We start from the raw sequence: 22592 nt of genomic DNA, 5'->3' as shown, positions 1-22592 counted from the left end.
TGCTGCACACACCACCACTTTCCCTGACTTATTACGGGCATTCATCCGCTCTCTCAACGCAGCTACCGCCGGGTTATACTGCATCGCAACTATCGCTGGCATATACAGTGAGCGGCGCATTATGCTGTTACCCATCTTCGAGATCCGACTTTTTCCCTTCCACTGTCCTGACTCCTGCTGCATCGGATTCAGCCCTGTCCACGCCACCACCGCCTTACTGCTGCTGAACCTCGACATATCGCCCAGATACGCCAGCAGCGTACTGCTCAGCACACCTGCTATCCCGGGGATCGACTCCAGCAGTTTCCTGTTTTTCCTCAGCCCCGGGTCATTATCGATATGGTCGTTTATTGCCCGCCGTGTCTCTTCTGACTGGGCATCCAGCATGGCTATCACTTCGCTGATGGAAGGCTGCACCACTGCATCCGCTGTCTCCAGACGATTTTCTTCCATCTGCTTCATCTCCAGCAGATTATTCAGGCGGTTTACCAGAGCCCTGAGTTTTCTTTCATTCAGCGGGATCGGCTGCCATTCCACCGGAGAGTGCTGACCGCAATAGCGCGCTATCATACGTGCATCGCCTTTGTCCGTTTTGTTACGGCTCAGCTCGCTGCGACCGAAGGATTTAATACGCGCCGGATTTTCCACGCTGACGACATAACCCGCATCACTCAGGAAGGTGGCCAGCGGCTCGCTGTAAACCCCGGTCGCTTCCATGCAGACATGACATTCACCAAAGGGCTCAAGCCAGGTTTGCAGCGCTTTAAAACCTTTAGGGGTATTGGGGAACACTTTGGTTTTGTAGGATGTGCCGCCTTTCCAGACCGCTACATCAAATTTCTGTGAGGCGACATCAATACCGACAGGCGTGAGTGTATGCATTGCTTTTCTCCTTGTGAACATATCAGAGAACCGCCATGACCTTCCTTACAGATGCGTGCTCGAAGCACAGGATACCGTCCGGTCTTTGCTGGCGGGAAATAAGCCGCAGGGGATGAATCTAAAACACAGGCTGTGAGCCCGAGGGGAAACCCCATCTCACCCGCGACTTCCCGATGATCAGTCGGGGATCATAATACCCTGAGGAGAATGATCGAGATATAAGGGGAAACACAGGGTGAGGCTCTCGCCGGGAGGCCTCACCCCTGTGGTCGCCCCGTGTATCTCAAAGCTTAAACGATCGTCATTCGCCTTCGGGTTTCTTTCTTTTTTGCTTTGCACTCGATGTAGTTTCCTCCTTTTTACCGTAATCGGCACGATCGGCGTGAATAGTCGTTGACTTTGCTTTTAATGATAATGAAAATCATTTCATTGCTGTCACATTGAGCGAATACCGTGAAGAGTCCCGCTGCTGTCTGCCCCAATCAGCCTGAAACCTTAAGTGTTCAGCAAATCTATCATGACCACCATGCCTGGTTGCAGGCATGGCTGCGTCGGCGTTTGGGGTGTTCACAGCAGGCGGCGGATTTGGCTCAGGATACGTTTCTACGGTTGATCTACCAGCATCAGACCGACCGTATCCGTGAACCGCGCGCCTGGCTGACGACCGTGGCTCATGGGCTGATGGTGAACCACTGGCGACGCAAAGATATCGAGCATGCCTACCTTCAGGTACTGGCAGAGCAGGAATTTACTTTTTCGCCCTCGTTGGAACAGCAGGCTATGGTAGTTGATGCGTTGCTGGCTATAGAACAGATGTTATCGACGTTGCCGGGGAAAGTGCGTCAGGCATTCTTGCTGGTGCATCTTGACGGCTTGACCTATCGACAGGTGGCTGAACAATTAGCCGTTTCCGAGCGAATGGTGAAAAAATATATGGCACAGGCAATGCTGAATTGTCTATTGTGTCAGGACTTATGATTTCCTCTATCACTTCCTCTATCCCGAAAGACGTTCTTTATGCTGCCGCTGAGTGGTATGCCACGCTGTATGACGAAGACTGTTCTGAACACGATCGTCAGATATGGCAGCGTTGGTTACATCAAGATGAGTCCCATCGTCTTGCCTGGCAGCAGGTTGAACAGATTCATGCCCGTTTCCATGCGGTAGACAGCCAATTAGCCTCCTCGGTGCTGAGTAAGCGCGGCGAAGAACGTCGGCGTATGCTCAAATTGTTGGTGATTGCCAGCCTCACTGGTGGCGTAGGTTTTAGTCTGCCGTGGGAAAGCTATGCTGCGGATTACCGTACCGGGACGGGAGAAACCCGTGAACTTAGCATCGAAAAGGGAATGACCCTCTGGCTCAATACGGATTCGTCATTAAATCAACAGGGTAACCCCGCGTTGTCTCAGCCGCTGACGTTTCAATTGATCAAAGGTGAGTTGATGCTGGATAACCAAACGGCCCATGCCGTCAGGTTGACCACGCCACATGGCGATCTCGCTGCCGCGGCGCACTCCTGCCAATTGGCGCTACGCTATACGTCCGCCCACAGCGTTCTCTCTGTTTTTCGCGGTGAGGTTTTGCTACAAACGGCAGTGCCTGCCGCGCAGCGCGTAATCGCTGGGCAGCAGGTTATCTTTACTCGTGATAGGTGCAGCGAACCTGCACCCGTTGAGAGTTTCCGCCAGAGCTGGCGCAAAGGACAACTGGTGGCGGACAGCATGCCGCTAGGGCAATTCATCAATGAAATTTCCCGTTATCACAATGGGTATTTTCATGTTGATTCTGCTGTTGTGAATCTACGGATTTCGGGCGTTTTTCCGCTACAAGAGACCGATCGCTTGCTTGATGCAGTGACACGGACGCTACCCGTGAAGGTGACAAGGCGTTTTTCCTGGTGGATTGATATCCGTCCGAGCTAAAACACGGCTGGCATTTTGCTGATAAAACACCAAAAATACGCCTCGTTTGTTATCTGGTTGGTTATCACTCGCAGAATAGACACAAATCTAGCGCATATATATCAATCTGTTGATGCTGAAAAAGGCGTAGCATACTCCACAAAGAGTATTCTCGGTGTTGCCTCTTCATACAGGATGTCATCATGCAGTTACTGAACCTGAAACAAGCTCGCCTGCTGAGCTTTTTCTTTATCATGGGTGGCCTGTTTATATTGCTGCCTTTACGCCTACTGGCCTGTTTTATTGCTGGCTTTTTGGTGTATGAAATTGTCAATTTGCTGACCCCCTATTTTCAACGGGTCATCAGCGGCAAACGTGCCCGCTGGATTGTAGTCGCAGTAATCAGCACGCTGGTAGTCAGCCTGCTGAGCTTATTGTTTGGCAGTCTGGTCGGGTTGTTGATGCAGGAAATGAAGGATACCGCGGCGTTCAACGTGCGTATTGGCTATATCCTCAATGATATCCAGCAGCAGATTGTTCACTACTTACCGGGATATTTGCCGGTCAGTATTGAAGAGCTTCAGCATGAGTTGCTGCAATGGGTTCAGGCGCACATTGTGATGTTGCAGAACATGGGGAAGAGCTTCCTGCATGGGTTTGTGACGATGCTCATCGGTATGGTGCTTGGAGCGATTGTCTCGCTTTATAACGTCGATCAGGATACGGAAAAACCACTACTAAAAGCGGAGTTGCTGCGCCGGGTTTCACTGCTGTCGGCATCGTTTCGCAACATTGTTTTCGCTCAGGTAAAAATCTCTGTGGTTAACACGGTGCTGTCCGCCATTTTTATCCTTGGCGCTCTGCCGCTATGCGGTATTCATCTGCCGTTTGCCAAAACGCTGGTGGTGCTCACCTTTGTTTTTGGCCTGCTACCGGTTATCGGTAACCTGATCTCTAATTCGATCGTTTTTCTTTCTGGTTTATCCCTTTCGTTACCGATCGCGTTGGTTGCGCTGGTGTATTTGATGCTGATTCACAAGCTTGAGTATTTCCTGAATGCACAAATAGTCGGGACGAGGATCAAAGCTCACGCGTGGGAAATTCTACTGGCGATGCTGGTGTTTGAAGCGGCATTTGGTCTGTCCGGTGTGATTGCCGCGCCGATATACTACGCCTACCTGAAAAGTGAGTTGAAAGAAGCGTCGCTGATTTAATCCTGCATTCTGGCAGGTGATTGACGCGATCGCCTGCCATATCTTGCTTGCTCTGCTAGTCAAAAAGCCAAAATAAATCAGCCCAATACGAGATTGGGCTGATGGTTTTCAATAAACATCCGTATAAATGATTGGCTTCGATTAATGCTGCGCCGTTGCAACCTGAGGTTTCGTCTCTTCTGACTGAACACCTAACGGGTTGTTGCCCCAGCACTTCTCATATTCCCAACCTGTCAGCTCTTCTGCGACTGCACGAGCATGAGCTGGCACATCGGCAATGGCACCGCCCGCTTTGATACGTGCAATTTCTTCCAGCAGAATAGCGTGGTTCTTACGATCCAGTTTCATCTGCGTCGTGTAGTAAATCGCAACCAGCGCAAGAGCGATAACGCCCAGTGAGAACACGCCAACAATCGCTTGTACGGCAGATTCCGGCTGTACTGACTGCCCAGAGACAAAGCCAAATTGGCTCAGCGTCCAACCCATAGCGAAGACAATGACGGAACGCACCATTTTGCCAGCAAACGTCATTGCACCTGCGTAAATACCTTCACGGCGACGTCCAGTCAGGACTTCATCCACATCGGCCAGGAAGGTATAAACCGTCCAGGGAATGTAGTAGATACCGCCAGTGCTCAGACCAAATACAGCGGTAATCGCAAACAGGACGAAGATGGTCATGTCTTCTGACCAGTTTGTGAAATAGAGCGCGGCATAGGCCAATACGCTGACAATCACCACCATCAGTGCCAGACGGAACGGCCGTGCAAAGCCCATTTTCACGCAAATACCGATGAAGGCTGCGGTAGAAATAAGCTGCATGACAGAGCTGAAACTGTTGAGGTGCGACACCAGCGCCGTGTTTTGTTTCAGGCCAAAGACGATGAAGTAGGTAAACGCGGAAGCGAAAAGCCATTCAGCGCCGAAGCCAAACAGGTACATCCCCAGATGCTTGCGAAAAATACGCAGGCGGAAGGTAGAGACCATATCCACGCTCAGCTTTTTCATGGCTTGCCACAGGCTGGACGTGCTTTCACGTACGATTTCGTTTACCGGGCGCTCCCAGGATGTCATATACAGCGCGATCATTGCCGCACACATGATGGCACCGTAGACCAGCCCGGTGTAGAAGAACGGCGTTGCAGAGTCTTTACCGTAGATGGCAATAAACTGCCCTGGAATGAACGCTGCCAGGAAGTTGGCGATTTTACCGAAAATGGCTTTAGAACCTGTCAGCTTAGAGCGCAGTTTAAAGTCGGAAGTCATTTCAGTAGCCAGCGTTTCATACGGCACCATGATCGAGGTATAAATTAGCTCGAACAGCACGTATGTTGCCAGATAGTACCAGAAGCCAAAGCCTTCAACCCACAGCATGGGGTAGACCAGTACCAGCGGTGCACCCAGCAAAATAAAGAAGCGTCGGCGACCAAATCGGCGGCCAATACGGGTGTTGTAGAAGTTATCGCTGATGTAACCCATGATCGGGTTACTGATAGCATCAATGATGCTGGCGACGGAGAAAATAGCAGCAGCCTGAACCAATGTTAACCCACAAAATGTGGTGTAAAAGTACATCAGCCATGCGCCGCTGATAGCGAGCGCGCCACTGCCAAGCAGGTTTGCGCTGCCGTAGCAGAAGGTGTGTTTAAAAGAGATTGGTTTATTCATGATCAGCCTAATTACAAATATGAAACAATATTTCAGTTCGATTGAACTATCATTTCTTTATAATTTGCTCTATTGAAAAGAAAGTAAACTGACGATCACGCTTTTGAGCGCTTTTAATGGCGATCTGTCAGGTTGATCATGAAATTAGATATTTTAATTTGCTTTTTATTTTTTTTTGATTTTACGTTTATGTTCTTAATTTACAAAATGTGTAGATTTATTACGGTGAAGTGATCGGTATGCACGCGGGTGACGAGGCAATATTGAGCGCTGCCCCACAAATCGATAGCGTGGCGTGCAATAACGCATTGACCTGATAGAGGAAATGTCGTCATCATCCCGTGCAGTGTGCTTTATCGTATTCCCTCATCAGGAGCCGTAACGTGAGTCATTTGCTGATCTATGCCATTATTTATGTGATTTTTATTGCTGTGGTTGGGTTGTTTGCTTTTCAGGCTTGGCTACCTGCATCCGCGCCGCGTGGGTTGAGAGATCGCTCAGGTATTGTGGTCGGGGTATTACGCTGCGTTACGTTGTTCCTTGTGGTTTCTGCGTTGCAAATTCTGTTTCCCAATTCTCTGCTGGATAAGCTTGTCTGGCTAGTTGCCGCTGCGATGTTGGTGATCGCGGTTATCGGTGGGGGAATGAGTTGGTCAGCGCTGCCGTGGCTGGATGAAACAAAAGGCAAAAGCCGCACTCTGGTGTTGGGTGTCCAGAGTGCGTTGTACCTCGGCCTGCTTGGGTTTATCGTTATTTAATGCCTTGTACCAGTGCAGCCACGGTGTTTTTGGCACCGTGATCGCGCAGCTTCAAATAAGCCTGTGCGATGGCGTTAAATACATCGTGGTTTGCTGGCAGATCCTCGCCGAAAATAGAGCGAATATTGAGAAACGCACCGACCCGTTCTGCACTATCTGAGGTTTCCGCAGCGATGTGTCCGAGCTTGTCAGCGAGCGGATCGCGAATTTCGATCGGGTTACCTACATCATCTTTTCCGCTGACATAGCGCATCCAGCCTGCGATCCCCAAGGCCAGAGCGCGATAGTCTCCGCCATTGCGCACATGCCAACGTAAGGATTCCAACATACGTTGAGGCAGCTTCTGTGAACCGTCCATCGCGATCTGCCAGGTTCGATGCTTGAGTGCCGGATTGGAAAAGCGGGTAAGCAGTTGAACGGCGTAGTCTTTCAGATCGATATCCACCACGCTGAGCGTCGGTGCCTGCTCTAGCAGCATCAGGTGGGACACGGCCCGGCGATAGTTCTCATCATTCATACAATCGTTGACGTGATCATACCCGGCGAGATAGCCAAGATAGGCTAAAAATGAGTGGCTGCCGTTCAACATGCGCAGCTTCATTTCCTCAAACGGCAGGACATCATGCACCAGCTGTACGCTTGCCTTTTCCCACTCTGGACGTCCGGCAGTGAAGCGATCTTCAATCACCCATTGAATAAAGGGTTCACAGGCTATCGCACAGGGATCGGCGACGCCAAGGTGATCGGCAATTTCCTGCAACGTTTCAGGCGTCGCAGCAGGGACAATGCGATCCACCATTGTGTTGGGGAAGGAAACATTAGCGTTGATCCAATCGATCAGCTTCTGATCGTTGATCCCCGCAGATTCCAGCACAGCGGCTTTGGCCGTTTTACCATTTTCTGGCACGTTATCACAGGAGAGTACGGTGAACGGCGCAATTCCACGTTCGTGGCGCAAGCGCAGCGCTTCCGCCAGTAACCCCGGTACGGAGGCGGGATGACGCGGATCGGCAAGATCCTGTTGAATCAGTTTATTGGTACGATCCAGCTTGCCGCTCGCACCGTCCATGCAATAGCCTTTTTCGGTAATCGTCAGGGAAACGATGGCCGTTTCTGGCGCAGCGAGTTTCTCAATAATGGCGTCAATGCCTTCTATTTTGGCATGTAACGATTCGCACACGGCACCGACGACAATCGGTTGATTGCCCGTTGCGGCTTTTTCCAGCACGGTAAACAAATGATCCTGCTGGCGAAGTGCATTGATCATGGTGTCGTCGCTGAATAGCACGACTTCACAAATCCCCCAGTCACCTCCTACCCTATTCAGTACGCGATCGGTGAGCAGCGCCTGATGAGCGCGATGAAAAGCGCCAAAACCGATATGGACGATGCGCGGTTTCAGCGTCTGGCGATCGTAGCGGGGGAACTGAACGGTGCCTGGTAGTTCGCAGGTGGCGATATTTTTTATTTTATCAGTCATTTATTGCGCTTTTGGGTGGGGAGATCCATGACGTTAAAAGTAGCTGTGATTTGCAGGCGGTGCAATACGCTACGCGCAGATAGGTTACGGCGAGCACGTTTTTTTCTCTGCGTAAATTTTAGTACTTTTTCAGATTCGGTTCAGCGGCAGAGTGCGGTTTTGTGAGGAGGCTCCAGCGTAATAATGTAACGCTGAAATTTAGTCTTGTTTTTACTAACTTATCTCCATTTCTTCTACATCATCAAGTGCTTTTCCCGATCGTAGTCTGCTATTTTGTCTCAATATTTTCCTCACTCCAACGATCAACAACAAGGTCTGTAAGATGAAACTTGAATCCCTCGCGCTACATCATGGTTATGAGTCTGAAGCGACAACGAAGTCTGCTGCCGTGCCGATTTATCAGACGACCTCTTACACCTTTGACGACACGCAGCACGGTGCCGATCTGTTTGATCTGAAGGTGGCAGGCAATATCTACAGCCGTATCATGAACCCGACGAATGCCGTGCTGGAACAGCGGCTGGCGGCCATTGAGGGCGGCATTGGCGCGCTGGTGCTTTCATCCGGTATGGCGGCAATTACTTATTCGCTTCAGGCGCTCACGCAGGTTGGCGATAACATCGTCAGCACCAGCCAGCTGTATGGCGGCACCTATAACCTGTTTGCTCACACATTGCCGCGTCAGGGGGTTGAGGTACGGATGGCCTCTTTCGATGACTTTACGACGTTGGAATCGCTGATTGATGAGCGCACTCGCGCTGTTTTTTGTGAATCTATCGGGAATCCTGCGGGAAATATCGTAGACATTGCCAAAATCGCGGAGATTGCGCATCGCCACGGCGTCCCGGTGATTGTCGATAACACTGTGGCGACACCTGTGCTGTGCCGGCCTTTTGAGCACGGTGCGGATATCGTCGTCCACTCGCTGACCAAATATATTGGCGGTCATGGCACCACGATTGGCGGTGCGATTATCGATTCTGGCAAGTTTGACTGGGTCGCGAATAAAGCGCGTTTCCCGTTATTGAATGAGCCCGATCCTTCTTACCACGGTGTGGTGTACACCGACGCTTTCGGTCCGGCTGCCTATATTGGGCGATGCCGCGTGGTGCCTTTGCGCAACACGGGGGCTGCGCTTTCTCCTCACAGCACGTTTTTGTTGTTGCAGGGATTGGAAACCCTCAGCTTGCGTATCGAACGCCACTGTAGTAATGCGGAGGCGCTGGCTGGCTACCTGAATCAGCATCCGCTGGTGACGTGGGTGAACTATGGTGCGTTGCCGGACAGCCCATACAAAGCGAACTGCGACAAAATTACCTCAGGTAAGGCATCTGGGATTATCAGCTTTGGCATTAAAGGCGGGAAAGCGTCGGGTGGTCATTTTATTGATGCACTGAAGATGATCTTACGGTTGGTTAATATTGGTGATGCCAAATCGCTTGCGTGTCATCCTGCAAGTACTACACATCGGCAACTGAATGCGGAAGAGTTGGCGAAAGCGGGAGTGAGTGAAGATCTGGTGAGAATTTCAGTGGGTATCGAACACATTGACGATATCATCGCTGATGTGGCGCAGGCGCTGGAAGCCTCGCAGAAAAATTAACGCGTCGGGAATTTGAGAACCGCGTTGGAAACCGGAATCGATTTCCAACGCGTTATGACGATTACGAACGGTTGGCGTTGGCCTCTGCCGTCGTCGCTTGTGATTCAACTGGCGCGGTATTTTGATCCGCATTAAGGCTATCTTGCGGCTGTGCTTCTGGAGCGATTGGCGCAGCAACAGATTCAACTGGAATCGCAGGCGTGGCTTGTTCGATCAGACCATTGATTTTGGTCGGCATACCAGAACGTCTCTGGATGGCCTGATCCACTTCGCTGGTATTCACGCTGGCATCAGCCAGAACTTTGCTCACTTTTGGCGTCATGCTGATCGGTGCTGGAGAATCAGAATGGAATTCTTCTACCGTACGGGACAGCGGATTGTGAACTTCGACATAACGTGAACCATCTGGCTCAACGGTGGCTTTCACGGGCTCATTGATAAACTGAACACGTGTACCGACCGGAACGGTGTTGAACAGATATTTAATATCATCAGCACGCAGACGCACACAGCCGTGGCTTACGCGTAAGCCAATACCGAAATTGGCGTTGGTGCCGTGGATGGCGTACAGGTTACCGATGTACAGCGCATACAGTCCCATTGGGTTATCTGGGCCTGCTGGGAATACTTTTTGCAGCGTTTCACCGCGTGCCGCATATTCTGCGTGCATCTTGGCGGTTGGCGTCCAGGTTGGACCTGCTTTCTTACGCTGAACGGAGGTTGTCCAGTTAATCGGCGTATCTTTACCCAATTCGCCAATACCGATAGGCAGCACGACCACGGTCTTGGAGCCTTTCGGGTAGTAGTACAGACGCATTTCTGCGCTGTTGATGACAATGCCTTCACGCGGTGCATCTGGCAGAATTAACTGATGAGGGATCACCATTTTGCTGCCGGGAACGGGCAGGTAGACATCCGCATCTGGGTTGGCTTCCATCATGTTGCTTAGTCCCATTTGGAACTGTGCAGCAAAATGCTCCAACGGCTGCGTGCTATCTTCCGGTATGGTGATTTCGATATTCTCACCTACCAGCCGGCTATTAGCCGCGGGGAGAGGATAAACAACGGCAAAAGCGGCCTGGCTGAATGCGGCGGCTGCAAGAACTAAAGTAAAGATCGCGCGAATACTCATTTTCATTTCTTTATTTGAGTGATAAATGCGCCTCCGAATAGGGAGGCCGGGCTGCTTGGGTCGATAAAGACCGGATGCGCATTATATGTGCAGAATGGTCTTCTAGGGAAACAACATGTGCAACTAATCACACTTTTTGACGCGCCAATGAGAGAGCGGGCTTATCCCGTATATCGTTGACTCAGTTTTCTCCTTCCAGCGTGGGTTTTTGAAAGCGTCGATTAGCGAGTACCGGAAGAACCTGACGGGCGTGCGCCAGCCGCTCTGGCTGAATATCGGCATACACGAGCGCAGGTGTTTCCGGTGCCTGAACCACGACAACGCCTAAAGGATCGACGACCATGCTGTTGCCGATATTTTTGACGCCGCATTCGCCAACGGCGACGAGATAGGTGGTATTTTCCAGTGCTCTTGCGCGCACCAGTAGCTCCCAATGCGCTTCTTTCAGCGGCCCTTTAATCCAGGCGGAAGGGAGAACAAGTACGTCTGCGCCGTCCAGTACCAGGCGACGTGCAAGCTCAGGGAAGCGAATGTCATAGCAGGTCATCAGCCCGACGTTTAATCCAGCAATGGTTAATAACGGCGGGATTGCTTCGCCGGGCAGAACGTTTTCCGACTCTTGTACGGAAAATGCATCGTACAGATGCAGCTTTCGGTATTGAGCAATAATCTCACCGTCACGCAGCGCCAGCAGCGTGTTCCAGACTTTCCCTTCGCCATTTGGGATATGCACGCACAGCATGGTTGTCATGTCACTGCCTTTGCTGGCCTCCAGCAGATGCGACACAAACGGGCCATCAAGCGGTTGCGCGGCGGTGAGCACCATATTCGGGTTGGTGATATCGCGAGCCAGCACACCTTCGGGTAGCACCAGCAGATCGGCACCGTTTTGCCGTGCTGCTGACATAAACTCAGCAATGGTCGTGGCGTTTTGTTGCCACTCGCGGTCAACGGCGAATTGTCCCAGCGCGACTTTCATTTTTGCTCCTTGGCTGCCTGATTAATCACGCTTGGCTGGCATCATGCGCAGCAGCGTGTTGTCTTTCATAACATAGTGGTGGAACAGGGCGGCTGCGGTATGCAGTGCAATGAGCCAGTACCCTAGCGGTGCCAGCGTTTCATGCCAGCCAATCAGCGTTTCGGCCAGTTCGAAATTCGGCGTGCTTGACGTTGGCATACCGATACCAAAAAGCATCCAGTCCCGGCCGTTGTAGTAACGTGAGGCTACGCCCAGTATCGGCAGCGTGATAAACAGTAGATAAATGATCGCGTGGGTGAGTGAACCCAGCGCACTCTGCAAACGGGACGGTGGAGGCGTAATCGTGGGTGAAGTGTGTCGATGGCGTAACAACAGACGAGCCAGCATAAGAACCAGTATGGCTACGCCACAGCTAAAATGCGTCACAATCATCACGGTGCGCAGCAGTGAACCTCGTTCAGCAAATCCGCGTAATTCTATTGTGGCATAGGTAACAACGAGCAATATAAAAACCAGCCAGTGCAGTGCAATCTGCGATGGTGCGAACTTTCCTTTCATGTCTCATCCTCTGCAACGTTGAGATCGATTTAACACCGTAACGAGCGAATAATCCCATAAAGTATAAGGTAACGCGCCTCTTGTCAGCCCTTCTTTACCCTGCCTGACAAACTGGGTTATCAGCGGCGGATTCTTAGGTATTCCTCCCGTTTGGATAGGAAAACGTTGATATAAAAAAACCGGCCGAAGCCGGTTTGGAGGGAAAAAGTTATTCCTGTGGGCTTTTCTCTGCCTTGCCTGCCATCATGGTCAGGAAGTCAAAGCGGCGGCGCAAATCCAGCTCTGCTTCTTCATAGAGCTGTGCGGTTTCTTCCGGCATCATGCTATTCAGGCGGCGGAAGCGTTGCTCTTTCAGCAGCGTTTCACTCAGGCTGCTTGATGGCGGACGAGAATCCGTCACCAGCGCCGCTTTACCTTCTTCGGCACGACGTGGATCGAAGCGATAGAGTGGCCAGAAGCCGGTTGCCGTCAACTGACGCATCTGATCGTGGCTGAATGCCAGATCGTAACCGTGTTCTTCACACGGGCTGTAGGCGATGATGAGTGACGGACCCGGCCAGGCTTCCGCTTCCTGAATCGCTTTCACCGTTTGATTAAGCTGCGCACCCAGCGAGATCTGCGCCACATATACGTGACCGTACATCATGACGTTAATGCCCAGATCTTTACGCGCTTTGCGTTTCCCTTTCTCACCAAATTTAGTCACTGCGCCTAGCGGGGTGGCTTTGGACTGCTGGCCGCCAGTGTTGGAGTAACACTGCGTATCCAGCACCAGCACGTTGACGTTTTCGCTCAGGCTCATAACGTGATCCAACCCGCCGTAGCCGATGTCGTACGCCCAGCCGTCTCCACCAATGAGCCAGATGGATTTATCGACAAAGTGGTCGGCTTCGTTCGCCAGCACCTTGGCGTCGGTATCATTGACGGCTTTCAGCAATCCACGTAGTTGCTCAATCTGCTGACGGCGCAAATCGGGCGCGATAGACGCTTCCTGCAAGGCACTGACCAGATCTTGCGGCAGCTGCGGTGCCAGTTTATTGAGCAAGCGTACGGCGCGCTGACGGTGTTGATCGACGCTCAGACGGAAGCCCAGGCCGAATTCGGCGTTATCCTCGAACAGCGAGTTAGCCCAGGCTGGGCCGCGACCGTTAGCATCGGTAGTCCACGGCGTGGTGGGCAGGTTACCGCCATAAATAGACGAGCAGCCCGTCGCATTCGCTACCAGCAGACGATCGCCATAGAGCTGCGTTAACAGCTTGATATACGGCGTTTCGCCACAGCCGGAACAGGCACCAGAGTACTCGAATAGCGGTGAAATCAACTGAGAAGTACGGATATCGATACGTTCCAGCGTGGATTTGTCGATCTCCGGCAGTTGCAGGAAGAAATCAAAGTTCTCTTTTTCCGCCGTCAGATTATCCAGACGGGATTCCATATTGATGGCTTTGATTTCTGGGTTCTGGCGGTCTTTGGCCGGGCAGACTTCAACACATAAATTACAGCCAGTGCAGTCTTCTGGAGCGACCTGCAACACGTATTTCTGGCCACGCATGTCGCGTGCTTTTACATCCAGTGATTGCAGCGAAGCAGGCGCATTCTCCATTGCATCGGGCTGGACAACTTTAGCACGGATGGCCGAATGTGGGCAGGCGGCGACACAGTGGTTACACTGCGTACAGAGCTGCGGTTGCCACAGCGGAATTTCTTCCGCGATATTGCGTTTTTCCCACTTGGTGGTGCCAGTCGGCCAGGTGCCATCGGGTGGCAGCGCGGAAACGGGCAGCGTATCACCCAGCCCAGCCAGCATGGCAGCGGTGACGGTCTTGACGAAATCGGGGGCTGCGTCAGAAACCACCGGTGGGCGTTGTGGGCTGTCTGGGTTGACAGCTTCCAGCGGCACTTCTGCCAGCGCTTCCAGCGTGGCGCTCAGCGCCTGCCAGTTACGCTCAACCAGCTCCTGACCTTTACTGCCGTAGCTCTTGGCAATGGCGGTACGCAGTTTTTCTACCGCCACATCGGCTGGCAGAATCTGTGACAGGTGGAAAAACGCCATCTGCATCACGGTATTAATACGCGCGCCCAGATGACACTCGCGGGCAATCTTGGCGGCATTGATGCAATAAACGCGGGCGTTGCGCTGATTCAGTCCCGCCTGCACTTCCTGTGGCAAACGGTGCCACAGATCGTCGCTGCTATACGGCGAGTTAATCAGGAAAACGCCGCCGGGTTTTAGTCGTTCGACCATGCTGTACTTGTCGATAAACTGCCACTGATGGCAGGCGACAAAATCAGCCTGATCGATCAGATAAGCTGAGTTTATCGGATGCGGGCCCACACGCATGTGGGAAACCGTCAGACTACCGGCTTTCTTCGAGTCATAGACAAAGTAGCCCTGTACAAACATCGGCGTGGTTTCACCGACGATTTTGATTGCGTTCTTGGTCGCAGAAACGGTGCCGTCACTCCCCAAACCGTAGAACAAGGCTTCGAGTGAGGCGCTGCTTGGAAAGTGCTGTTCCGGCAGTGGCAGAGACAGGTTGGTAACATCGTCATAAATCCCGACGGTGAAACGGGGGCGTGGGTTAGCAAGCGCTAACTCATTAAAGATGGCCTGTATGCACTGCGGGGTAAATTCTTTGGAAGACAGTCCGTAACGCCCGCCAATCACACGTGGCATAAGTGAACGCTCACCTGCGGAGAATGCCTCTGCCAGCGTGGTCATCACATCGAGATACAGCGGCTCTGCCAGCGCACCCGGCTCTTTAGTTCGATCCAGTACCGCAATGCTCTTTGCCGTTTGCGGAATGACGGCTAGCAGATGTTTGGCGGAGAACGGACGGTACAGACGGATTTTCACTACGCCAACTTTCTCACCGTGCGTCAACAGGGCATCAACCACTTCTTCGCAGGTGCCGACGCCGGAACCCATTAGGATGACGACTTTGGTCGCTTCCGGGTGGCCATAGTATTCAAACGGCTGGTACTGACGTCCTGTGGCAGCGGCGAAATCATTCATCGCCTGCTCGACGTGCGCATAAGCGGCGTCATACCACCGATTGGTAGCTTCACGCGCCTGGAAGAAAGTATCTGGGTTAGATGCCGTACCTCGAATCACCGGACGTTCTGGTGTGAGTGCTCGCTCACGGTGTGCATCAATAGCCTGCTGTGGTAGCAGTTGGCGTATCACCTCATCACTCAGTGGCTCAATTTTATTAATTTCGTGTGAGGTACGGAAACCGTCGAAGAAATGGATAAACGGTAGGCGACTGTTCAAGCTGGCAATCTGTGAAATCAGCGCGAAGTCCTGCGCTTCCTGCACATTGCTGGCGCACAGCATGGCGCAGCCTGTCTGGCGTACAGCCATGACGTCCGAATGATCGCAAAAGATGGAAAGTGAATGCGTAGCAACCGTACGGGCAGCGACGTGCAATACGAACGGCGTTAGCTCACCGGCCAGCTTATACAGCGTGGGGATCATCAGCAGCAAACCCTGCGATGAGGTAAACGTGGTGGCGAGTGTACCTGTCTGCAATGCGCCGTGGACGGTAGCGATCGCGCCGCCCTCCGATTGCATTTCAACAACGCGTGGCGTGTCTCCCCATATGTTTAGCCCACCGTCGCTCGACCAGGCGGCGGCGTGTTCAGCCATACTGGAACTGGGGGTGATGGGATAAATGGCGATGACTTCATTGCTTCGCCACGCCACAGAGGCGACTGCGTTATTACCGTCGGTGGTGATCATGACTTATAGCCTTCTTGCTCACTAAGCCCTTTATTTTACATGGTCTTTTCAGGCGATGAAAATGACTGGGCATAAACGAAAATACGATTTTTATCGGAGGATTATCGCATTTCAGAAAAAAAGAGGGTGGAACGATGTGTGCGGAGTTGTATCAAACTGTGTTTTATCCCCGTCATACTTCAAGCGATCTTTCTGTACGTTGCCTTCGTGATTAGGAAGAACCGCGTTTCCGAAAAATTGGCGTTATTATATACCTCAAAGCAGGTCGGTGTCTTTTTGTACCTATTCAAGAGTACTGATGCATGATTTTGTTTGCTCATTGCCGCCATGACAGGTAGCGTGCTGGTATTAAAAATAACATCTGTAATGAATGTATGAAGGAACCGAATGATGGCAAATGATGAAATAAAAAATAAATTGGTTTCCGTACTGGCTTCACAACAGGCACAGGGAAAAACGCCAGAACAGGCCGTCGAGCATATCCTTCAGGCATTGGGCGGACGAGCGGGTGATGTGTCCCGCATTTCAGTGTTGACGTCAACACTCATTGCCGATGTGCTTTATACCGTGTATCAAGATGCGATAACACACCAGCAGATTGCGGTGATTTTACACAAACTGGGTTACGCTGCCCGCGACATCGCCGTTGCATCACACGCCATCTACCCTCAGTTGACGGTTCAGGAAATCGGCCAGCTTTTGCAGCGCTCGGATATTTATCCGACGATCGATCGGGCTGCGTTACTTGATGCGCTGACCTATGCAAACTTTTCCAAGGCGGAAGGCGAGCAGGCTGCTGATGCTCTCGGTATTTAATACTAAACAATGTGATACCCGTGCTGCACCGAAGCGCAAGCAGCCAAACTCGTGACTTCTCTATAGCCGCTATTGGGTTAGTGATCGATAGCGGTAATTTTCACCTCTTTGACCCAAGCGTGACTCGTGCTATTTCCTGATGCCGTTGTCAGCGCATACAACCCCACTTTAGCGCCCACCCATTTGCCAGGTCCTGCGGCGAAGCTATCGTCAAGCGAACAATATTCCCCGTCATCGCCCAGCCAGGCGAACTGGCAAATGGCGTTTTGCCGCACGGTGACGCGCAGGGTGATGTTCAACTGCCCAGATAACACCGCTAAAATCTTCTGGTGTTGTTCCAACTGCTGTGCATCACTCATCCAGCCGAATCCGGTCACTAATTCAAGACCTTCTGCGCTTTTCTCTACGCCGAGGTAAGCGAAACGCTCGCCATAAATAATCAGGCCGCAGCGGTCGCCCACCTGCTCTAACATTGGCACCAGGCTTGTTGTGACCTCGAATTCCTCAGCCGGGAATTTTTGCATGAGCAAATTCGGCACGTCATACCACGAAGACTCGCCTGCACGAATCGGCATAGTCTGGCAGAATAGCTTAAGCCCCGGTTGGGTATGCGCTAACCAGCGTTCATCGGGGCTTGCTTGCCATTGCCACTGTCGCCCCAGTGTTGCCGAAGAAAAATCATCGGAGGTTGAGGGCTGCTGCGTACTAACCGGAAAGCTTACGCGAGGCTTGATGGCTTCCAGCACCGGTTGCCCTAATCCTTGTGCGTTATGCAGTTCACCGATCAGTGGCCAGTCGTCCTGCCAGCGCATCGGCTGTAGGTGGACGACTCGTCCATAGGCATGGCGATCCTGAAAATGTATAAACCAGCTTTCACCGTTATCTAATTCGACCCAGCCACCCTGATGCGGACCATTAACCGATGTGGTGCCCTGATGCAGTACGATCCTGCTTTGCCACGGCCCATTCAGTGAGCGTGCACGTAGCACCGTTTGCCAGCCAGTGGGAACGCCACCTGCTGGTGCGAAAATGTAATACCAGCCGTTGCGCTTATACAGCTTCGGCCCTTCAATAGTGGGTTGCGTTGCCCGACCATCAACTACGATCTTTCCTTCATCAAGCAGGGAACGACCATCTTCTGCCATTCTGCACAGTTGCAGAAGGTGTTTCTTACCGCTGCGGCTGAAGGCGAAAGCGTGGATTAGCCAAGCGGTGCCGTCATCATCCCAGAACGGGCACGGGTCGATCCAACCTTTAGCCTGCTTCAGACAATGTGGTGTGCTCCATTCGCCTCTGGGATCGTCAGCCTGTGACATAAAGATCCCTTCATCTGGCGTGCTGAAAAACACCCAAAATTTTCCAGCATGGTAACGAATGCTGGGTGCCCATACGCCTTTTCCCGGCTGAAATTGTTCATATCCTGGCAGATCGAACCGGCTGAATACGTGATTGATCAGCGTCCAGTTCACCAGATCCTGAGAATGCAGGATCGGTAGCGCGGGCATGTGGTTAAAGCTGGACGACACCATATAAAAGTCATCGCCGACGCGCACGATGTCAGGATCGGAATAATCAGCGCATAAAATCGGATTTTTATAGCGCCCGTTACCCAAATCTGGATTCCAGGGAGAATGTGTTGTACTCATGTCATCATCCTGATAGTTAAAGGGCGGGCAGCGTGCTGCCCGCAGATATCGCGATCAGGCTGCACCTTTTGGCGTCAGGCCCTGATCGACAGGAAGTTCGCTTTCCGCCGCGCGGTCGGCCGTATTGTGGCGTTTCGCCAGATCGGCCTGAATGGTTTCCATCGTTTTATCGTCTAGCTTGTAAAAACGTACCAGCCAGTAAAGTACCAGATAGGAAAGTGAAGGGCCGATGCTCAGCAGGCCAATAATCCCTGCGGTGGCGAGCGGCGTTTGCGTGGGGGAACCCGCCACATAGCCGAACCAGCCGAGCGAAAAGCCAACGATCGCCCCCGCAATTGCCATACCCAACTTCAGTGCAAACAGATTGCCTGAGAAGGAGAGACCGGTAATGCGGCGGCCTGTTTTCCATTCTCCATAATCGGCGGCGTTCGCCATCATGTTCCATTTGAATGGTTGGTACATCTGGTGGAAAAAGCCGATCAAAAAGTAGAGTGGGAAGACGACAGCCAGCCACTGTGGCGGCACCATGAACAGGATGATGCCAACAAATACCAGCAGCAGGTTGATGTTTTTGAACAGGCTTATGCTGCTGAAGCGCTTGCCAAAATAACCTGCCATCATCGCACCAATAATAGTGCCGACAACGCTGGTGGTAATAAACGCAGATTTCATTGCCGTTCCGGCGGCGCTGCCTTGTTCCGGTCCTACCATCAGGTAAGTTGCGTAATACAGCGTTGCCGCGCCACGCATGACGCCTGCCATACTGGAAAAGAACGTAATAATGGCCACGATGCGCCACTGATCGTTGCTTAGCAGGTTTTTGACATCGTCCCAAACATTCTGATTTTTATCTACGGCAGGGTTAATGCGTTCGTTTGTAGTGAAAAAGCAGAAAAACAGCATCACGACAGCCAGGCTGCCCATGATCATCATCGTGCCTTGATAACCCAATTGTTTGTTGGTGCCGCCAATCCAGTCAACCAACCACAGCGTGCCGACCGACACCAATAGCCCAGCCATTGAGGAAATGGTAAAGCGGTACGACTGCGCGGAAATTCTGTCCTTTTCATCGCTGGTGATGACACCACCGAGTGAACAGTAAGGGATGTTGATAAAGGTGTAGAACAGCATTAGCAACGTATAGGTAATGTAGGCATAAACCAGTTTACCCGTGCCATTTAGCTCTGGTGTGGTATAGGCCAATACGGCAATCACGGCGTAGGGGACGGCAAACCAGACCAGCCATGGGCGAAAGTGCCCCCAGCGGGTTTTAGTGCGGTCTGCAATCAGGCCAATCAGCGGGTCAACGATGGCGTCCAGCACGCGAGTCACTAAAAACATGACCCCTACTGCGGCGGCGGAGATGCCATAGATATCCGTATAAAAGTAGGTAAGGAACATGGTTACGGAAGAATAGACGATGCCACAGGCAGCATCGCCCATGCCAAAGCCGATTTTCTCCGCAACGCTCAGCTTATTATTGTTGGTCATTGGAAACTCCGAAAGAGGATGAGGAACTTCTTGCCAGGCTCGCGGCTATTGTTATCTCCTTGGCTGAGATTAACTATTGCGGATTTTATTAAGAAGGTTACGTTTCTTGGTATGTGTTAGACAGGTCACAAAAAAAATAACAATAAAAGTAGCGTGACCAGAAGGTGTGCGAAGTTATTTCCATTTTATATCAATAAATTAACGTGGCCTTTTTCTTATTTATCTGTATGACAAGTCACCTTAGAGAACTATTTTGAGGGGAAATTGCTATCTGTGGGGGCTTTTGAATCCCATCATTGGAGCAATTATAGGGGCGGAGATATGGGGTTGGTCATGCATAGCGAAAGCCCATAGCGCTACTGTGTCGAGGGATTAATCAAGCTGTGTAACAGGTTTTTAATCCACTGGCTGGCTTCTGAACGGCTATTGCGGCGATGGCTGTAAATTTTCACGCGATAGGACGGCACAGTGAAAGGCAGGGCGTGAATACGTAACGGCAGAAGTTGCGCAAAGATTTTCGCAACATTGCACGGTAATGCCATGATCAGCGTCGAATCGGCAATGATAAACGGCGCGCTCATCATGGACGGCGTTTTCAATGCAACATGACGTTTCCTATTGAGCTTATCCAGCGCGTAGTCAATCACCCCGCGTGATTCATTCCACGGTGTAACGACAAGATGCCGTGCGGAAAGGTAATCCTCCAGCGTAAGCGCTTCGCCTGACGGATAATCAGCGGCGCTGATGATGACATAGCTGTCTTCAATCCAGTCTATCTCTTCAATCTCTCTGTTCTCCGCTTGCGTCATATCGGTGAACCCTAAAGCAAAGTCGATTTTTCCTGCCAGCAAATCCGTAATCGCGACCCTCTGCGGCGAATAAACCAGATTGAATTTGATATGAGGGGCCAGTTTTTCCATTCGTGCCATTAGGGTAGGAAACACCGAAAATGCAGTGTAATCGGTGATGGAAAAGGTAAAGCTTTCCGTGCTGCGTGCAGGATTAAAGCGTGGCCGTGGCGTTAAACCTTGCGTCAGCAGGGTCAGACTCTCTGCAATCGGCTCGGCGATATCTTCTGCTAATACGGTTGGGTGCATGGTGTTGCCAACCCGAAAAAACAGCTCATCGGAAAACGTATTGCGTAAACGCGTCAGCGCGTGGCTGACTGCCGATGCACTCATCGCCAGCTCTTTTGCCGCGGCGGCGACGGATTGATGTTGGTACACACTGTTAAACACCACCAACAAATTTAAATCGATACGTCGTAAATCCAGATGCATGATGTTCATTAGTCACTGTAGGAAATGCAGTTCATACAGTATTTTTAATCCGGTAGCATGGCAAGCCTTGGTTATGGTGAGCACTGGAAAAAGAGGCTTTATGAACATTGTTATCCGCGCTGCGCAGAAATCAGATGCGAGCGTGATTCTGGATTTAATCATTGAACTGGCCGTATACGAGAAGGCGCGTCACGAAGTATTAGCCTCGCTTGAGGATATTGAGAACTCGTTATTTGGCGAGGGTGCGACGGCCGAAACGCTGATCTGTGAGATTGATGGCAAGCCCATCGGCTATGCGATTTTCTTCATGAGCTATTCAACCTGGCTGGGGAAATATGGCATCTATCTGGAAGATCTCTACATCGCGCAGGCGTATCGTAATGCAGGCGCGGGCAAAGCGCTGCTGAAACAGGTTGCGCGTCTTGCACAGGAAAGACAGTGCGGGCGGCTGGAATGGAGTGTGCTGGACTGGAACCAACCTGCGATCGATTTCTATAAAAGCATTGGCGCGAAGCCGCAGGATGAGTGGGTTCGCTATCGGATGGACGAGAAGGGCATTGCTGATTTTGTTACGGCATCGTAAAGACCGTGGCTCCTGTTGGCCTGAAGGCAGCAGGAGCCATGTTTCTTAACGCGTCGACGCCGCCAGTGTGGTACCTGCCAGAATAAAGATCCCACCCGTTGAGCGGTTGAACAGCTTGATGCGGCGTGGATTGGAAAACAGGCCCGATAAACGGCGGCCGGTGCAGGCATAGATAAACATGATGCTGAAATCGAAGAAAGCCCAGGTCACCGCCAGAATGATGAGCTGTAAGGCGTGCGGGGCGCTAGTATCGATAAAATTTGGGAACAGTGCTGCGAAAAACAGCAGATCTTTAGGATTGCTGATTCCAACCAGAAAGCCCTTTCGGTATAGCGAAAACCAGCTCGGAGCCCCTGTTTCCAGCACATCTTGTTCCGCGGTGGTCATATCTTTGGAACGCCATGATGCGATACCTAACCAGATGAGATAAACCGCACCAATAATTTTTAATACGATAAATGCGGTAGTTGACGCAGCGAGGATGGCGCCTAACCCCAATGCTGAACAGGACATTAATATCATTGCCGCGCTGACTCCACCGAGCACGGTGGCCGTTGCGCGTGAAGCGCCGTAGCGTAAACCGTGCGACATGCTGATGAGGGCAGAGGGGCCCGGTATGGCAATCAGGGCGATGATAATACCTGTATAAGCCAGCCAGAGGTGAAGGCTCATGATTTCTCCTGCGTGTCGTTCGTTGTGAAAGTGTGCTTGAGAGCGGCGATGTGATGCGAGATATATTCACATACATACCGCTATTTTCCAACGCGCGATAGTAACAGAAAAGGGGACTGACGGCGCTCCCCTTCTTATCAACATTCTGTTGCTAACGCAGGTGTGAGCGGAATATCACTCATTGCCA

General features: G+C 51.6%; 18 protein-coding genes. 7 read left to right on the top strand and 11 right to left on the bottom strand.

The window, feature by feature from the left end; genetic code table 11:
• Positions 1-882, bottom strand: an 882-nt coding sequence (locus tag EDI29_RS20315) for an IS110 family RNA-guided transposase (RefSeq protein WP_137742285.1), incomplete at its 3' end; no start/stop codon positions are given.
• 453 nt (positions 883-1335) lie between these two features.
• Between EDI29_RS20315 and EDI29_RS20310 the strand changes: the two genes are divergently transcribed.
• From EDI29_RS20310 to EDI29_RS20300, 3 genes are all read left to right on the top strand, one after another.
• Positions 1336-1860, top strand: coding sequence for a sigma-70 family RNA polymerase sigma factor (locus tag EDI29_RS20310; protein WP_137742334.1), 525 nt, complete (start codon positions 1336-1338; stop codon positions 1858-1860).
• Positions 1857-2804 carry a FecR domain-containing protein gene (locus EDI29_RS20305; protein ID WP_137742333.1) on the top strand — a complete coding sequence of 316 codons (948 nt, stop codon included), beginning with the start codon at positions 1857-1859 and terminating at the stop codon, positions 2802-2804. Before EDI29_RS20310 ends, EDI29_RS20305 begins: the two co-directional genes overlap by 4 nt.
• 182 nt (positions 2805-2986) lie before the next feature.
• A complete protein-coding gene (locus tag EDI29_RS20300; RefSeq protein WP_137742332.1) occupies positions 2987-3997 on the top strand; it encodes an AI-2E family transporter in 1011 nt (336 codons plus the stop codon).
• A 141-nt stretch (positions 3998-4138) separates the two neighbouring features.
• Here EDI29_RS20300 and EDI29_RS20295 read toward each other — a convergent pair whose 3' ends face one another.
• Positions 4139-5665 (bottom strand): MFS transporter, encoded by a 1527-nt coding sequence (locus EDI29_RS20295; protein ID WP_137742331.1) that lies wholly within the window; start codon positions 5663-5665, stop codon positions 4139-4141.
• Between the two features lie 383 nt (positions 5666-6048).
• On the opposite strand from EDI29_RS20295, the gene EDI29_RS20290 reads away from it, so the two are divergent.
• Positions 6049-6423 (top strand): hypothetical protein, encoded by a 375-nt coding sequence (locus EDI29_RS20290; RefSeq protein ID WP_137742330.1) that lies wholly within the window; start codon positions 6049-6051, stop codon positions 6421-6423.
• On the opposite strand, the gene EDI29_RS20285 is transcribed toward EDI29_RS20290, so the two are convergent.
• Positions 6416-7903: a mannitol dehydrogenase family protein gene (locus EDI29_RS20285; protein ID WP_137742329.1), complete on the bottom strand. Its 1488-nt coding sequence runs from the start codon at positions 7901-7903 to the stop codon at positions 6416-6418. The two genes, EDI29_RS20290 and EDI29_RS20285, sit on opposite strands and share 8 nt — an antisense overlap.
• A gap of 322 nt (positions 7904-8225) precedes the next feature.
• Here EDI29_RS20285 and EDI29_RS20280 point away from each other — a divergent pair, with 322 nt between their 5' ends.
• The gene (locus EDI29_RS20280; protein ID WP_107170374.1) at positions 8226-9506 is read left to right on the top strand and encodes an O-acetylhomoserine aminocarboxypropyltransferase/cysteine synthase family protein; all 1281 of its coding nucleotides are present in this window, start codon (positions 8226-8228) and stop codon (positions 9504-9506) included.
• Positions 9507-9567: 61 nt separating this feature from the next.
• Here EDI29_RS20280 and EDI29_RS20275 read toward each other — a convergent pair whose 3' ends face one another.
• The 4 genes from EDI29_RS20275 to nifJ form a co-directional block, all read right to left on the bottom strand.
• Positions 9568-10638, bottom strand: coding sequence for a L,D-transpeptidase family protein (locus EDI29_RS20275; protein WP_137742328.1), 1071 nt, complete (start codon positions 10636-10638; stop codon positions 9568-9570).
• Positions 10639-10819: 181 nt separating this feature from the next.
• On the bottom strand, positions 10820-11617 hold the full coding sequence (locus EDI29_RS20270) for a deaminated glutathione amidase (protein WP_137742327.1): 798 nt from the start codon (positions 11615-11617) through the stop codon (positions 10820-10822).
• Positions 11618-11638: 21 nt separating this feature from the next.
• Positions 11639-12175 carry a cytochrome b561 gene (gene cybB, locus EDI29_RS20265; RefSeq protein ID WP_137742326.1) on the bottom strand — a complete coding sequence of 179 codons (537 nt, stop codon included), beginning with the start codon at positions 12173-12175 and terminating at the stop codon, positions 11639-11641.
• Between the two features lie 208 nt (positions 12176-12383).
• Positions 12384-15917 (bottom strand): pyruvate:ferredoxin (flavodoxin) oxidoreductase, encoded by a 3534-nt coding sequence (nifJ, locus tag EDI29_RS20260; RefSeq protein ID WP_137742325.1) that lies wholly within the window; start codon positions 15915-15917, stop codon positions 12384-12386.
• Between the two features lie 390 nt (positions 15918-16307).
• On the opposite strand from nifJ, the gene EDI29_RS20255 reads away from it, so the two are divergent.
• Positions 16308-16733, top strand: a complete 426-nt coding sequence (locus EDI29_RS20255) for a hypothetical protein (RefSeq protein ID WP_137742335.1) — start codon at positions 16308-16310, stop codon at positions 16731-16733.
• Between the two features lie 77 nt (positions 16734-16810).
• Here EDI29_RS20255 and EDI29_RS20250 read toward each other — a convergent pair whose 3' ends face one another.
• From EDI29_RS20250 to EDI29_RS20240, 3 genes are all read right to left on the bottom strand, one after another.
• Positions 16811-18379, bottom strand: coding sequence for a glycoside hydrolase family 43 protein (locus tag EDI29_RS20250; protein ID WP_137742324.1), 1569 nt, complete (start codon positions 18377-18379; stop codon positions 16811-16813).
• Positions 18380-18433: 54 nt separating this feature from the next.
• Positions 18434-19870, bottom strand: a complete 1437-nt coding sequence (locus EDI29_RS20245; protein WP_137742323.1) for a glycoside-pentoside-hexuronide (GPH):cation symporter — start codon at positions 19868-19870, stop codon at positions 18434-18436.
• A gap of 356 nt (positions 19871-20226) precedes the next feature.
• Positions 20227-21159, bottom strand: a complete 933-nt coding sequence (locus EDI29_RS20240; protein WP_137742322.1) for a LysR substrate-binding domain-containing protein — start codon at positions 21157-21159, stop codon at positions 20227-20229.
• Between the two features lie 91 nt (positions 21160-21250).
• Between EDI29_RS20240 and EDI29_RS20235 the strand changes: the two genes are divergently transcribed.
• A complete protein-coding gene (locus EDI29_RS20235) occupies positions 21251-21733 on the top strand; it encodes a GNAT family N-acetyltransferase (RefSeq protein WP_137742321.1) in 483 nt (160 codons plus the stop codon).
• 45 nt (positions 21734-21778) lie between these two features.
• Here the strand turns inward: EDI29_RS20235 and EDI29_RS20230 are convergent, their stop codons facing one another.
• Positions 21779-22405: a LysE family translocator gene (locus EDI29_RS20230; protein WP_137742320.1), complete on the bottom strand. Its 627-nt coding sequence runs from the start codon at positions 22403-22405 to the stop codon at positions 21779-21781.
• Between the last annotated feature and the right edge of the window lie 187 nt (positions 22406-22592).

This window comes from Pectobacterium polonicum (assembly GCF_005497185.1).
Taxonomy (GTDB): domain Bacteria; phylum Pseudomonadota; class Gammaproteobacteria; order Enterobacterales; family Enterobacteriaceae; genus Pectobacterium; species Pectobacterium polonicum.
Note: the sequence above shows the minus strand (reverse complement) of the source record. Positions and strands in the feature narration are given on the sequence as shown.